Source organism: Bradyrhizobium stylosanthis, assembly GCF_001641335.1.
Lineage (GTDB): Bacteria > Pseudomonadota > Alphaproteobacteria > Rhizobiales > Xanthobacteraceae > Bradyrhizobium > Bradyrhizobium stylosanthis.
Map to the genome: position 1 here is coordinate 788,732 of NZ_LVEM01000001.1, position 12,933 is coordinate 801,664.

Annotated in this window: 14 protein-coding genes; 7 read left to right on the forward strand and 7 right to left on the reverse strand. The window is 66.6% G+C overall.

Annotated elements, in window-relative coordinates:
- Positions 1–124: 124 nt before the first annotated feature.
- From plsY to A7X65_RS03950, 3 genes are read right to left on the reverse strand one after another with little or no spacing between them, the layout of a single operon-like run.
- Positions 125–721, reverse strand: coding sequence for a glycerol-3-phosphate 1-O-acyltransferase PlsY (plsY, locus tag A7X65_RS03940; RefSeq protein WP_063683013.1), 597 nt, complete (start codon positions 719–721; stop codon positions 125–127).
- Between the two features lie 47 nt (positions 722–768).
- The gene (locus A7X65_RS03945) at positions 769–2,070 is read right to left on the reverse strand and encodes a dihydroorotase (protein ID WP_063684789.1); all 1,302 of its coding nucleotides are present in this window, start codon (positions 2,068–2,070) and stop codon (positions 769–771) included.
- A 5-nt stretch (positions 2,071–2,075) separates the two neighbouring features.
- The gene (locus A7X65_RS03950; RefSeq protein ID WP_063683014.1) at positions 2,076–3,023 is read right to left on the reverse strand and encodes an aspartate carbamoyltransferase catalytic subunit; all 948 of its coding nucleotides are present in this window, start codon (positions 3,021–3,023) and stop codon (positions 2,076–2,078) included.
- Positions 3,024–3,236: 213 nt separating this feature from the next.
- On the opposite strand from A7X65_RS03950, the gene A7X65_RS03955 reads away from it, so the two are divergent.
- The 3 genes from A7X65_RS03955 to A7X65_RS03965 are packed head-to-tail and all read left to right on the forward strand — an operon-like array spanning position 3,237 to position 6,430.
- On the forward strand, positions 3,237–3,977 hold the full coding sequence (locus tag A7X65_RS03955; protein ID WP_245323256.1) for a M15 family metallopeptidase: 741 nt from the start codon (positions 3,237–3,239) through the stop codon (positions 3,975–3,977).
- A gap of 21 nt (positions 3,978–3,998) precedes the next feature.
- Entirely contained in the window at positions 3,999–5,642 is a 1,644-nt protein-coding gene (locus A7X65_RS03960) for an acyl-CoA dehydrogenase family protein (RefSeq protein WP_063683016.1), read from the forward strand.
- A 23-nt stretch (positions 5,643–5,665) separates the two neighbouring features.
- A complete protein-coding gene (locus A7X65_RS03965) occupies positions 5,666–6,430 on the forward strand; it encodes a CPBP family intramembrane glutamic endopeptidase (protein ID WP_063683017.1) in 765 nt (254 codons plus the stop codon).
- 145 nt (positions 6,431–6,575) lie between these two features.
- Here A7X65_RS03965 and A7X65_RS03970 read toward each other — a convergent pair whose 3' ends face one another.
- Both A7X65_RS03970 and ruvX read right to left on the reverse strand, forming a co-directional pair.
- Positions 6,576–7,499, reverse strand: a complete 924-nt coding sequence (locus tag A7X65_RS03970) for an AEC family transporter (protein ID WP_063683018.1) — start codon at positions 7,497–7,499, stop codon at positions 6,576–6,578.
- A gap of 4 nt (positions 7,500–7,503) precedes the next feature.
- Positions 7,504–7,983, reverse strand: coding sequence for a Holliday junction resolvase RuvX (gene ruvX / locus A7X65_RS03975; RefSeq protein ID WP_063683019.1), 480 nt, complete (start codon positions 7,981–7,983; stop codon positions 7,504–7,506).
- A 47-nt stretch (positions 7,984–8,030) separates the two neighbouring features.
- Here ruvX and A7X65_RS03980 point away from each other — a divergent pair, with 47 nt between their 5' ends.
- The gene (locus A7X65_RS03980) at positions 8,031–8,249 is read left to right on the forward strand and encodes a hypothetical protein (RefSeq protein ID WP_063683020.1); all 219 of its coding nucleotides are present in this window, start codon (positions 8,031–8,033) and stop codon (positions 8,247–8,249) included.
- 85 nt (positions 8,250–8,334) lie between these two features.
- Here the strand turns inward: A7X65_RS03980 and A7X65_RS03985 are convergent, their stop codons facing one another.
- Both A7X65_RS03985 and A7X65_RS03990 read right to left on the reverse strand, forming a co-directional pair.
- Positions 8,335–9,270 carry a cyclase family protein gene (locus A7X65_RS03985; protein WP_063683021.1) on the reverse strand — a complete coding sequence of 312 codons (936 nt, stop codon included), beginning with the start codon at positions 9,268–9,270 and terminating at the stop codon, positions 8,335–8,337.
- 220 nt (positions 9,271–9,490) lie between these two features.
- Positions 9,491–10,381 carry a LysR family transcriptional regulator gene (locus A7X65_RS03990; RefSeq protein WP_063683022.1) on the reverse strand — a complete coding sequence of 297 codons (891 nt, stop codon included), beginning with the start codon at positions 10,379–10,381 and terminating at the stop codon, positions 9,491–9,493.
- 97 nt (positions 10,382–10,478) lie between these two features.
- On the opposite strand from A7X65_RS03990, the gene A7X65_RS03995 reads away from it, so the two are divergent.
- From A7X65_RS03995 to gatC, 3 genes are all read left to right on the forward strand, one after another.
- The gene (locus A7X65_RS03995) at positions 10,479–11,459 is read left to right on the forward strand and encodes an NAD(P)H-dependent flavin oxidoreductase (RefSeq protein ID WP_063683023.1); all 981 of its coding nucleotides are present in this window, start codon (positions 10,479–10,481) and stop codon (positions 11,457–11,459) included.
- A gap of 20 nt (positions 11,460–11,479) precedes the next feature.
- Positions 11,480–12,556, forward strand: coding sequence for an NAD(P)H-dependent flavin oxidoreductase (locus A7X65_RS04000; RefSeq protein WP_063683024.1), 1,077 nt, complete (start codon positions 11,480–11,482; stop codon positions 12,554–12,556).
- 77 nt (positions 12,557–12,633) lie between these two features.
- Positions 12,634–12,921 carry an Asp-tRNA(Asn)/Glu-tRNA(Gln) amidotransferase subunit GatC gene (gene gatC, locus A7X65_RS04005; RefSeq protein WP_007611211.1) on the forward strand — a complete coding sequence of 96 codons (288 nt, stop codon included), beginning with the start codon at positions 12,634–12,636 and terminating at the stop codon, positions 12,919–12,921.
- Positions 12,922–12,933: the final 12 nt, after the last annotated feature.

The following is a 12,933-nucleotide window of genomic DNA, read 5'->3' on the forward strand; positions in this document are numbered from 1 at the left end:
TCGGAAGAGAGTTGCGAACAGGATTTGGCATATAATGCGGAGATGGTGCGGCGGTATCCGTACTTTTTCCGGCTTCAGATTTTGGCTGACGCGAACCGCTATCCGCCTCACTCGAGAACGCGACTTAAGCCTTCTCGCCGATCCGGCTCTCCTTGCCCGATTGCAGGCGCTTGATGTTCTCGCGATGCGCGTAGAACAGCAGCAGCGTCAGCACCGCGAACAGTGCCGACAGCGCGAGGTGGCCGAACCACCACAGGAACATCGGCGTGATGAACGACGCCACCAGCGCGGAAAGCGAGGAGTAGCGGGTGGTGAAGGCGGTGGCCAGCCAGAGCACGCAGAACACCACCGCGGCCGGCCAAAACAGTCCGAGCAGGATGCCGATATAGACCGCGACGCCCTTGCCGCCTTTGAACTTGAGCCAGACCGGGAAGAGATGGCCGAGGAACGCGCCGAGCCCCGCCACCATCGCGGCATTGGGGCCGGCGATGTAGCCGCAGATCACCACGGCGGCAGTGCCCTTGAGCGCGTCGAGCAGCAGGGTGCCCGCGGCAAGGCTCTTGCGTCCGGTGCGCAGCACATTGGTGGCGCCGATGCTGCCGGAGCCGATCGAGCGGATGTCCTGCGTGCCGGCAAGCTTCGTCAGGATCAGCCCGAACGGAATCGAGCCGAAGAGGTAGCCGATGGCGAGCGCCACCGGCAGGAAGGCTTCAAGCCCCATGGCTGCACCTTGATGCTGAACTGCGACGCCACGCATGATCCCGCGCTTCAGACATGTTCATAGACCGTCCGTCCGCCGACAATGGTGCGCACCACGCGGCCTGTAAAGCGGGCCTCGTCGAACGGGGTGTTCTTGCAGGGCGATTTGAGGTCGGCCGGATCGACCACCCAGGGCGTATCGGGGTCGATCACGATCACGTCCGCCGGGCTGCCCACGCGCAGGGTTCCACCGGGCAGGCCCAGCAGCTCGGCCGGCCGGGTCGACATCGCCCGGATCAGCGTCTTCAGCTCCAGCTCGCCATTGTGCACCAGCCGCAGGCCGGCGGGCAGCATGGTCTCGAGCCCCACGGCGCCGGGCGCCGCTTCCGCGAACGGCAGGCGCTTGACCTCGACGTCCTGCGGATTGTGATCGGACATGATGACGTCGAGGAGGCCGGAAGCGACGGCGGCGACCAGCGCGCGGCGGTCGTCCTCGGTGCGCAGCGGCGGCGACAGTTTCAGGAAGGTCCGGTAGGGGCCGATGTCGTTCTCGTTCAGCGCAAGGTGGTTGATCGAGACCGAGGCGCTGACGGCGAGCCCGGAATCGCGGGCGCGCTTGAGCACGTCGAGCGAGTCGACGCAGGACAGCGATGCCGCGTGATAGCGGCCGCCGGTCAGCGCGACGAGGCGCATGTCGCGCTCCAGCATCACGGCTTCCGCCGCGTTCGGGATGCCCATCAGGCCGAGCCGCGTTGCGAACTCGCCCTCGTTCATCACGCCTTCGCCGACCAGATGCGGGTCCTCGGTGTAGTGCACGATCAGCGCGTCGAAATCGCGGGCGTAGGTCAAGGCCCGGCGCATCACCTGGGCGTTGGTGACGCTTTTGTCGCCGTCGCTGAAGGCGACCGCGCCGGCGGCCTTCAGCAGGCCGAACTCGGTCATCTCCTCGCCGCGCATGCCCTTGGTGAGAGCGGCCATCGGCTGGATGTTGACGATCGCGGTGTCGCGGGCCCGGCGCATCACGAAGTCCACGGTCGCCGAATTGTCGACGACGGGCAGGGTGTCGGGCTGGCAGATGATGGTGGTGATGCCGCCGGTCGCAGCCGCCTGGCTCGCTGACGCAAAGGTCTCGCGATGGCTGTAGCCGGGCTCGCCGACGAAGGCGCGCATGTCGATCAGGCCGGGCGCGACGATCTTGCCGGCGCAGTTGACGACGTCGGTGCCCTCGGGGACGCCGGCCGCGCCGATGCCGCGGCGGGTCTCGCGGATGGTGCCGTCGGCAATCAGGACGTCGCCGACGCCGTCGAAATCCCTGGAGGGATCGATGACGCGGGCGTTGGCAAGCAGGATCGGGCGGCGATCGGTCAACATGGGCATCACGCGTTCGGCAGGTTACGGGCGAGCGCTTCCAGCACCGCCATGCGGACGGCGACGCCCATCTCCACCTGCTCGCGGATCAGGGACTGTGCGCCGTCGGCGACCGCCGTGTCGATCTCGACGCCGCGGTTCATCGGGCCGGGGTGCATCACGAGGGCGTCCGGCTTGGCGTAGCCGAGCTTCTTCTGGTCGAGCCCGAAATAGTTGAAGTACTCGGAGGTCGACGGCACGAAGGAGCCGTTCATGCGCTCGCGCTGCAGCCGCAGCATCATGACGATGTCGGCGCCGTTGAGGCCCTCGCGCATGTCGCGCGCGACCTCGACGCCCATCCGCTCGATGCCGGGCGGCAGCAGCGTGGAGGGGCCGACGACGCGGACGCGGGCGCCCATGGTGTTGAGGAGGATGATGTTGGAGCGGGCGACACGCGAATGCAGCACGTCGCCGCAGATCGCGACCACGAGGCCCTCGATGCGGCCCTTGTTGCGGCGGATGGTGAGGGCATCCAGCAGCGCCTGGGTCGGATGCTCGTGGGCGCCGTCGCCGGCATTGATCACGGAACCGTCAACCTTGCGGGCCAGCAGTTCCACCGCGCCGGAGGCGTGATGGCGCATCACCAGGATGTCCGGGTGCATGGCGTTGAGCGTCATCGCGGTGTCGATCAGCGTCTCGCCCTTCTTGATGGACGAGGACGCGACCGACATGTTCATGACGTCGGCGCCGAGCCGCTTTCCCGCGAGCTCGAACGAGGACTGGGTCCGGGTAGAGGCCTCGAAGAAGAGGTTCACCTGCGTCCGTCCACGCAGGACGGTGCGCTTCTTGTCAACCTGGCGGTTGAGCTCGACATATTCTTCGGACAGGTCGAGGAGGCCGGTGATGTCGGCCGCGGAAAGGCCCTCGATGCCCAGCAAATGCCGGTGGCCGAGGACGAAGGTCGATTTCGATGTCATTAAAGCGAGAGCTATAGGCGCGGATGGCGGGGGGAGCAAGGGCCAATGCCGGGGTAGGGAGTTATCCCCTGATCTGTCTGGTCGGGCTCGTCCTCTCCGTCATGCCCGGGCTTGTCCCGGGCATCCACGTTCTTCTATCGCAATTGATGCAAAAAGAACGTGGATGGCCGGGATAAACCCGGCCATGACGATGCGGGGCCACCTATGAAAATAATGGCGACAGCTCTTCTGGCCGCAATGACGATCAGCGCCGCCCACGCCCAATCGCTCCCCGGCGGCTTCGTCTATCTCCGCGACATCGATCCCGGCATCATCCAGGACATCCGCTACGCGACCTCGAACAATTTCGTCGGCCGTCCGCTCGCCGGCTACGGTGCCGGGGAATGCGTGGTGAAGCGCGAGGTCGGGCTGCGGCTGAAGGCGGTTCAGGCGGAGCTGGCGGCGCAGAACCTGTCGCTGAAGATGTTCGACTGTTACCGGCCGGCGCGGGCCTCGCTCGACATGGTGAAGTGGTCGCAGAACGGCCACGAGACCGCCGCCGAACGGCGTTACAATCCGAAGATCCCGAAGACCGAGCTGTTTCGTCTCGGTTACATCGCGAGCCGTTCGCAGCATTCCACCGGTGCGGCGCTCGACCTCACGCTGGTCGATCTCAAGGCCGACAATTCCGGAAAATACGATCCGTCGAAAACCTATGCCGATTGCACGGCGCCGGTCGAGACGCGTGCTCCGGAAGGCAGCGTCGACATGGGGACCGGTTATGATTGCACCGACACCAAGGGCCATACCGCGGCACCGTCGATCGGTGCGGAGCAGCGCGCCTGGCGCAAGCGGCTTGTGGCTGCGATGGCGAGGCAAGGCTTTGTGAACTATTCGAAGGAGTGGTGGCATTTTTCCCTGCCGGGGGCAGGCGGGGAGGCCTATGATTTCCCTATTCAGCCGCGGCGGAACTGATTCCGCGCCGAGGACGAGAAGATGACCCAGCCCACATTTGCGACCCACGAGGTCTTCAACCAGTCGCCGCCGTTCGAAGACGTCGATCTGTTCGCGGTCGACCGTCCCCTGGTCGCGGCGGTGAAGGCCAATGGCGGCGCGGCGGCGGAGCGGGAGCTGTCGGAGTTCGGCAGGCATTGGGGCTCGGCCGCGATGGCCGATCGCGGGCGCGTGGCCAACGAGAACACGCCGAAGCTGCGGACCTTCGACGCAAAAGGCAATCGGCGCGACCAGGTCGAGTTTCACCCCTCGTATCACGAGCTGATGGCGCACAGCGCACGTGCCGGCGTGCACAATTCGACCTGGACGATGGAAGGCAAGCCCGCAGGCGATGCCGCCGAAGTCATTCGCGCGGCAAAGTTCTACATGGCCTCGCAAGTGGAGACCGGCCATCTCTGCCCGATCACGATGACGCGCGCCTCGGTCGCGGCGCTCGCGACTGAGCCGGATCTTTTGGCGCGCGTGATGCCGGTGCTGTCGACGAAGAGCTACGATCCCGCCTTTGCGCCGTGGTGGGAGAAGCGCGGCATGACGCTCGGCATGGGCATGACCGAGAAGCAGGGCGGCACCGATGTGCGCGCCAACATGACGCGCGCGGTGCGCGACGGCGATGCCTATCGCATCACCGGACACAAATGGTTCATGTCGGCGCCGATGTGCGATGCGTTCCTGGTGCTGGCGCAGGCCGAGAGCGGGCTGACCTGTTTCTTCATGCCGCGCTTTGCGCCGGATGGTTCGGTCAATGCGATCCAGTTCCAGCGGTTGAAGGACAAGCTCGGCAACCGCTCCAATGCATCTTCCGAGGTCGAATTCACGGGCGCCTATGCACAGGCGGTCGGCGAAGAGGGCAAGGGCATCCGCACCATCATCCAGATGGTGCAGCTGACGCGGCAGGATTGCGCGATCGCTTCCGTCGGCTTGATGCGCTCGGGGCTCGCACATGCGCTGCATCACGCCCGTCACCGCAGCGTGTTCCAGAAGCATCTGGCCGATCAGCCGCTGATGCAGGCGGTGCTCTCGGACATGGCGCTGCACGTGGAAGCGAGCACGGCCCTGGTGATGCGGCTCTGCCGTGCCTTCGATCGCACGCCGCATGATGCCGCGGAGGCCGCTTACATGCGGCTGCTCACGCCTGCGATCAAATACTGGACCTGCAAGAGCGCGCCGGCATTCCTTTACGAGGCGATGGAGTGCCTCGGCGGTAACGGCTATGTCGAGGACGGCATTTTGGCGCGCCACTACCGGGAGTCGCCGGTGAACGCGATCTGGGAAGGGTCCGGCAACGTGATGTGCCTCGACGTGCTGCGCGCATTGTCGCGTGAGCCGGAGGCGGCAATGGCCGTGCTGCAATCCCTTGTCGCCGAGACCAAGGGCCTGCCCGGAGCGGGCGAGGCGGCGGCGTTCATCGGCAGGACGTTTCGGCGCGCCGATGGCGAACGCGTCGCGCGCCTCGCGGTCGAGAAGCTGGCGCTGCTGGCCGCGGCCGCTGCGCTCAATGGCGTGTCGCCGCGCCAGGCCGAGCTGTTTGCCGCCACGCGCCTCGCAACGAACCACGCCAGCATGTATGGCGCGGTCGAGCTGGAGAGCGGCGACGTGCGCGCGTTGCTCGAGCGGGCGCTGCCGTGAGCCTTCCCAAGGAAAGCCTCCTGATGGACTCCCTCAATCCCGATCATCCGCCGCTCGTCATGACGCCCGCGCCGCCGCGTGTCTGGAAGTTCTGGGGCACGGCGCTGTGGGGCCTCTTCATCTTCGCCGCGATGTTCGTCGGGCAGATCGGTGCCATCGTTCTGCTGGTGGTGATGCGGGGTCTTCCCGCAAACCTCAGCTCGGTCGAACTCGTCGGTCACGAACCCCAGGCATTGGGGCTGTCGGTGATCATGGGGTTGCCAACGACGCTGGCCGCGGTGTGGCTCGCCATCCGCATCAAGAAGGCGTCCTTCGTCGACTACCTCACGCTCTATTGGCCCTCGTGGAAGCAGCTGCTGTTCGGCGCGGTCGGCCTCGTCCTGATCGTGCTGGCCTGGGAGGTGGCATCGCGATCGCTCGGCCGCGAGGCAACGCCGGGCTTCATGACCGACCTGTTGAAATCCGGCCGCGACAAGGGCGCCGCGCTCCTGCTGCTGGTCGCCTTCAGCGTGGCCGCGCCGATGTCGGAAGAAGTTCTGGCGCGCGGATTCCTGTTCCGCGGCTGGTCGGCGAGCTTCCTGCGCGTACCGGGCGCGATCCTGCTGTCGTCGCTGGTGTGGACGGTGGTCCACCTGCAATACGACCTATACTTCCTCGCCGAAGTCTTCACCATCGGGCTGTGGTTCGGCTACATGCGCTACCGCGCCAATTCGCTGTGGCTCACGATCATCCTGCACGCGCTGAACAACATGACGGCCGTGGTGCTGACGATGTGGCTGGGAGGTTAGCCGGTTGCCGCACACTCCGTCATTGCGAGCCAACGGGGTCCGCGCGAAGCGCGGCCCGATGACAGGCCCCGCGAAGCAATCCAGAATCCCACCGCGACGACAGTCTGGATTGCTTCGTCGCAAGGGCTTCTCGCAATGACGAGGTCTAGGCAACCAGCGCGATCGCGATCGGCATGGTGATCGCCGCCAGAATGGTCTGCAGCGTGATGATCTGTGCCAGCAGCGGCGCGTCGCCGCCCATCTGGCGGGCCAGCACGTAGGCGCTGGGCGAGGTCGGCACCGCCGCGCAGATGGCGACGATCGCAAGGCTGTTGCCGGACAGTCCGAACCAGGCGGCAAGAACCAGCGCGAGCACGGGCATCAGGACCAGCTTGAATGCCACGCCGATGGCTGCGCTCACGCTCGGGCGGAACAGGCCCTTGAGTTGCAGGCCGGCGCCGGTGACGAGCAGGCCGATGGCGAGCGATGAGCGGCCGAGCGCGTCCGCCACCTCGTGCCAGATCCTCGGCAGCGGCAGATGGACGACGTTGATCACGAGCCCGATGACGCAGGCCCAGATCAGGGGATTGCGGATCACCGTCATGACGATGGCGCGCACCGACTGCTTTTCGGGCGAGGCATAGTGCGCGAGCACGGCGACGCTGAATACGTTCACCAGCGGGATGATCGCGACCATCGCGACCGACGCCAGCGCCAGCCCGACATCGCCGTACAGATTGGCCGAGACCGACAGCGCCACATAGGTCTGCCAGCGCGTCGCGCCCTGGAAGATCGAGGTGAAGGCAGGGCCGTCGATGTCGAGCCGCGACAGGGCCGGGCGGAGCGCGAGGCAGAGCAGGGACATTGCCAGCGCCGACAGCAGCAGCGCGCCGCCGACCCCGGCGACCGGCACTTTCGTCAGGTCCGCCTTCACCAGGGTCTGGATCAGCAGCATCGGGAACAGCACGAAATAGGTCAGCCGCTCCAGCCCGTGCCACTGCGTGTCCAGCCGCATCAGGCTGTGCCGGAGCACCACGCCGAGCACGATGAGGATGAAGACCGGCAGCAGCGCCGCGATCACGACGAGCATGGGGTCAGCCGGTGCGCAAGTTTGCGAGGCGGTCGAGTGCCCCTTGCAGGATGAAGATCGCGGCGTGCTCGTCGATCACCTCGGCGCGCTTGGCGCGGCTGACATCCATGCCGATCAGCTCGCGCTCGACGGCCGCGGTCGAGAGGCGCTCGTCCCAGAGGCCGATCGGAAGCGCGGTCAGGCCGGCGAGATTGCGGGCAAAGGCGCGGGTGGATTGCGCGCGCGGGCCCTCGCTGCCGTCCATGTTGATGGGCAGGCCGAGCACGAAGCCGGCTGCCTTGCGCTCGGCCGCGATCGCGAGCAGCCGGGCGGCGTCGTGCTTGAACTGCTTGCGCTGGATGGTCTCGACGCCGGTCGCCAGCCGGCGGTCCGGGTCGGACACGGCAACACCGATGGTCTTGGTGCCCAAGTCGAGCCCGACCAGCGCACCGCGCTGGGGCCAGTGGGTTGCAGCATCGACGAGAGGCAGGATAAGAGCCGGCATGGATCTAGCGCATATCACGCGTCGCGCTGCGGAGTGAACCCTCGGCGATGGACACACTGACACTATTCGGCCTGTTTGCCGTGACGGCGATGCTGGTCTGCTATGCCCTGGAGGACCGCAGCCACTGGTTCGTGCTGCTGTTCGCGGCCTCGTGCGCGCTCGGGTCGGCCTACGGCTTCCTGCAGGGCGCCTGGCCGTTCGGCGTCGTCGAGGCGATCTGGGCCGTGGTTGCATTGCGGCGGTGGCATCTCAGGCCGCAGGGATAGTGGGCGAGGGGCCTGCCGCGCAGGCTGGAGGCGCCTCGCCCGGGTCCTGAGATCGCGGATCGAGATCAGCGGATCGCGATCGAGATCAGCGGATCGCGATCGGGTTGATCATCGCCTGCACGCCGCCGGTCCAGCGCGGCTGCCCGAGCACGAACAGGAACTCATAGCCCTTGTCCTTCGCGAGCGCGGCGGTGTCCATGTTCTCGAGGATGTAGGTCCCGTTCATCGCGAGCAGGATCTGGTGCACCTCGAACACGTTCTTGGACTCGAACGGCAGCACCTCGAGCGCCCAGGTGTCAGCGCCGACAGCGACGACGCCCTTGCCGGTGAGGTACTTCGCGCCCTCGACGCCGAGACCGGGCTCGCCGGCCGAGTAGCGCTTGTCGTCCTTGCCGATCAGGCTGAGCCAGCCGGTGTGGAAGATGACGACGTCGCCCTGGCGGATCTCGACGTTCTGCGCCTTGGCGGCTTCCTCGATCTCCTTGACGTTGAAGGCGGTGCCTTCCTTGACGATGTCGGTCTTGAAATAGGCGGCCATGTCGAGCAGCACGCCGCGAGTGACCATCGGCGGTACCTTCTCGATGCCGAGTTTCTTCAGCCCGTTCGGGTCGGCGAAGTCGGCGAGCTTGTTGCCGTTGTAATAGACGTGCTCGACGCCGAGATGGCCGAGACCGTCGAGCTGGCTGCCGATGCCGACCCAAGTGTCGAGGATGTCGTCGTTATAGGTGGCCTTGTTGGGGCCGAGACCGGGGATGCCGGCTTGTCCGGGCTGCACGATGGTGAGCTTGAACTGGCGCGGCGGATAAGCGGGCGTCTGCGGTGTGACGGGAATGCCGAGAGCGTAGGTCTTGCCGGTCTTCACCAGGGAGGTGGCCTTCACCACGAGCTCCGGTGTTATGTAGTTGGCGGCGCCGATCTCGTCGTTCGGGCCCCATTTCGATTTGGTCCAGTCCTGAGCGCTTGCAGTTCCTGACATCGCCGACAACGCGGCGACGCAGCACAACACGAGCGTATTGCGCATCGATAGTCCTCCCGATGTTTTTTTGCCGATGTTTTGGCTTCGTTGTGGTTTCGCGCTGGCCAGTCGCTCATCCTAACGTAGAACGATCGCGTGCTTCAAAACTTTTCGACGCGCGATGATGCGACCGCTGAACGCAGCATCGGCCGCGCGCAACGCAAATGGATTCGAGTACGACAGATTTGTGACAGTGAATTTCGCCGCGTGGAACGTTCGCTTTGCGTCAGGCCGCGATGACGTCGTCGTCCTTTTTCAGGCAGGCGACGAAGCCTTGAAGCGCGCTGTATTGATGTCCCGCGCTGCGCTGAATGAAGAGCGTCTCGGCACGCGCGTGCGAGGCGCCGAGCGCGTGCACCGACACGCTGCCGCTCATCGCGCTGCGTTCGACCACCGCGCGTGGCAACAGCGTCACGCCCATGTCGGCGGCGACGCAGCCGATCATGCCGTCGAGCGTGCCGAGCTCGAAGCGTGCGGCCGACGGCCAGCCGAATTCGACGAAGATCTGTTCGAGCCGTTGGCGATAGGTGCAGCCGATGCGGAACACCAAGGCGGTCGGGCCGGATTCCGGCGTGCCGGCGCGCAGCTCGGCGAGCGAGCTCCAGCGCCGCGCGCTGACGAGCACCATCTCTTCGCGGAAGGCGTTCGTCGCGGTGAGATCGGCATGTGCGATAGGACCTGCGACGAAGGCGCCGTCGAGCGTGCCGTCGAGCACGCTTGCGACGAGGTCGGCCGTGGTCGCGGTGCGCAGGGAGAGGCGCACGGCCGGGAAGCGGCGGTGGAAATCAGCCAGCAGCGGCGGCAACCGCACGGCCGCGGTGGTCTCCATCGAGCCGATCGCCAGCGGGCCCTTCGGCTCGCCATCGTCGCGTGCGGCGAGCACGGCCTCGCGCGACAACGCGGCCATGCGCTGCGCGTAAGGCAAGAGACGCTTACCGGCGCCGGTCAGCGTCATGCCGCGGCTGTGACGCTCGAACAGCGGGGTGCCGATCTCGGCCTCCAGCGCCTTCACGCGCTGGGTGACGTTCGATTGCACCGTGTTGAGCTCTTCGGCGGCGCGGGTAATGCCGCCGGTGCGGGCGACTGCGGCGAAGGTCTGGATGTCGCTGAGTTCCATGGTGTCGTTTCGCTTTTGAGATGGCAGCGTTCGCAACAATTCATTTTTCGAGAATGCTAGTCGCGCCTAGTCTCGCTGTCCAGATCAGGGAGGGACCATGCCGCTTGCGACATCGCTGACCACGCTGCTCGGGATCAGGCATCCCATCCTGCTGGCGCCCATGGACGTCATCGCCGGCAGCCGTCTGGTCGCAGCGGTGAGCCGCGCCGGCGGCTTCGGCATCCTCGGTGGCGGCTATGGCGAGCGGGCGTGGCTGGAGCAGGAGACAGCCAAGCTCGCGGGCCTCTCCGCGCCATTCGGCATCGGCTTCATCACGTGGAGCCTGGCCAGGCGGCCCGAGCTGCTCGACGTTGCGCTCGCCGCAAAGCCATCCGCGATCATGTTGTCGTTCGGCGATCCCGCGCCGTTCGCTGCGAAGATCAGGTCGGCGGGCGCCCGCCTGATCTGCCAGGTGCAGGACGAGCTCATGGCGCGGCAGGCGCTCGATGCCGGCGCCGATGTCCTGATCGCGCAGGGGACGGAGGCAGGCGGTCACGGCGCCTCGCGCACCACCGTCGATCTCGTGCCGGCGGTCGTCGATCTCGCCGCGGGCCGCGTGCCAGTCGTCGCGGCCGGCGGCATCGCGGACGGGCGCGGGCTCGCCGCGATGATGATGCTCGGCGCAAGTGGCGTGCTGCTCGGCACGCGCTTCTATGCCAGCCAGGAGGCCGACGGCGCGGAGGAGGCCAAGCGGCGCATCTGCGCGGCGAACAGCGGCTCGACCGTGCGCGGCATCATCTTCGATCTCTCCCGCAACAATGTCTGGCCGGCGCCGTTCACGGGACGATGCCTGGTCAACGACCATGCCCGACGCTGGATCGGCCGCGAGGTCGAGCTGATGCAGAATGTTGCCGCAGTCGCCGCGGACTATGCCGCCGCAAAGACCGCCGGCAATTTCGACGTGGCCGCGGTGATTGCCGGCGAGGCAGTCGGACTGATCCATGATATTCCACCGGCGGCGGAGATCGTCGAGCGGATTGCGATTGAGGCGGAGCAGCTTCTGGCTGGACGGAGAAACTCCACCGCGTCAGCCGCCTGAGCACAAGAGAGAGAACAACCATGTGGCCTGACCGTCGACTGATCGATCTCTTCAAGACCGAATTCCCGATCGTGCTGGCGCCGATGGCCGGCGTGATGGATGCGGAGCTGGTGATCGCCGTGGCGGAGGGCGGCGGGCTCGGCTCGCTGCCGAGCGCGATGCTGTCGCCGGAGAAGGCGCGCGAGCAGGTCCACATCATCCGCCAGCGCGTGAAGGCGCCGCTGAACATGAACTTCTTCTGCCACACGCCGGTCGATCTCACGGCGGAGGCGGAGGCGCGCTGGAAGCAGCGGCTCACGGGCTATTACACCGAGCATGGTCTCGATCCCGCAGCGCCGATCGCGGCGGCCAACCGTGCGCCGTTCGATGCGGCCTTCTGCGAGGTGGTCGAGGAGCTGAAGCCGGAGGTCGTCAGCTTTCACTTTGGCCTGCCGGAGCAGGCGCTGCTCAAGCGCGTCAAGGCGGCAGGCTGCCTCGTCATCTCGTCCGCCACCACAGTGAAGGAGGCGGTCTGGCTCGAGCAGCACGGCGTCGACGCGGTGATCGCGCAAGGTGCCGAGGCCGGCGGCCATCGCGGCATGTTCCTGACAGACAAGATCGCCGAGCAGCCCGGCACGTTCGCGCTGGTGCCGCAGGTCGCCGACGCCGTGAAGGTGCCGGTGATTGCGGCCGGCGGTATCGCCGACGGGCGCGGCATTGCCGCAGCCTTCGCGCTCGGTGCCTCCGGCGTGCAGGTCGGCAGCGCGTACTTGCGCTGCCCGGAATCCAAGGTCAGCGCGGGTGGCCGCAAGGCGCTCGCCGAGGCGCGGGACGATTCCACCGTCATCACCAATGTCATGACCGGCCGGCCGGCGCGCGGGGTCCAGAACCGGCTGATGCGCGAGGCCGGCCCGGTCTCGCCCGATGCGCCGCCGTTCCCCCACGCCGCGACCGCGCTCGGGCCGCTGAAGGCGGCGGCCGAAAAGCAGGGCAGGGTGGATTTCACCAATCTCTGGGCCGGACAGGCCGTGGCCCTCGGCCGCGAGGTCCCTGCGGCCGAATTGACCCGGGATTTGGCCAAATCGGCGCTGGCCCGCATGAAAGGGCTTGCTGGATAGGCCCCTGGCGCCGGTTGCGGCGCAAAAGCGGCCTCTGCTATACGGCACATAGGTTTTGCCGTGAGAGGCCTTATATAATGTCCGTCGACGCCGCTACCGTCCGCCGCATCGCGCATCTCGCGCGCATCGCGGTTTCCGAGGGCGAGGTTCCGCATCTGCAGGGCGAGCTCAACGCCATGCTCGCCTTTGTCGAGCAGCTCTCGGAGGTCAATGTCGAGGGCGTAGAGCCGATGACCTCGGTGACCCCGATGCAGATGAAGAAGCGGCAGGACGTCGTCAACGACGGCGAGATCGCCGACGATATCGTTGCCAACGCGCCGGCGACTGAAGGTCACTTCTTCCTGGTGCCGAAGGTCGTAGAGTAACTTTTAGGACGT

Bases quoted from the DNA above. Each gene is read 5' to 3' on its own strand.
- plsY (WP_063683013.1), bottom strand. From the start codon at position 721: ATGGGGCTTGAAGCCTTCCTGCCGGTGGCGCTCGCCATCGGCTACCTC.
- A7X65_RS03945 (WP_063684789.1), bottom strand. From the start codon at position 2,070: ATGTTGACCGATCGCCGCCCGATCCTGCTTGCCAACGCCCGCGTCATC.
- A7X65_RS03950 (WP_063683014.1), bottom strand. From the start codon at position 3,023: ATGACATCGAAATCGACCTTCGTCCTCGGCCACCGGCATTTGCTGGGC.
- A7X65_RS03955 (WP_245323256.1), top strand. From the start codon at position 3,237: ATGGCGACAGCTCTTCTGGCCGCAATGACGATCAGCGCCGCCCACGCC.
- A7X65_RS03960 (WP_063683016.1), top strand. From the start codon at position 3,999: ATGACCCAGCCCACATTTGCGACCCACGAGGTCTTCAACCAGTCGCCG.
- A7X65_RS03965 (WP_063683017.1), top strand. From the start codon at position 5,666: ATGGACTCCCTCAATCCCGATCATCCGCCGCTCGTCATGACGCCCGCG.
- A7X65_RS03970 (WP_063683018.1), bottom strand. From the start codon at position 7,499: ATGCTCGTCGTGATCGCGGCGCTGCTGCCGGTCTTCATCCTCATCGTG.
- ruvX (WP_063683019.1), bottom strand. From the start codon at position 7,983: ATGCCGGCTCTTATCCTGCCTCTCGTCGATGCTGCAACCCACTGGCCC.
- A7X65_RS03980 (WP_063683020.1), top strand. From the start codon at position 8,031: ATGGACACACTGACACTATTCGGCCTGTTTGCCGTGACGGCGATGCTG.
- A7X65_RS03985 (WP_063683021.1), bottom strand. From the start codon at position 9,270: ATGCGCAATACGCTCGTGTTGTGCTGCGTCGCCGCGTTGTCGGCGATG.
- A7X65_RS03990 (WP_063683022.1), bottom strand. From the start codon at position 10,381: ATGGAACTCAGCGACATCCAGACCTTCGCCGCAGTCGCCCGCACCGGC.
- A7X65_RS03995 (WP_063683023.1), top strand. From the start codon at position 10,479: ATGCCGCTTGCGACATCGCTGACCACGCTGCTCGGGATCAGGCATCCC.
- A7X65_RS04000 (WP_063683024.1), top strand. From the start codon at position 11,480: ATGTGGCCTGACCGTCGACTGATCGATCTCTTCAAGACCGAATTCCCG.
- gatC (WP_007611211.1), top strand. From the start codon at position 12,634: ATGTCCGTCGACGCCGCTACCGTCCGCCGCATCGCGCATCTCGCGCGC.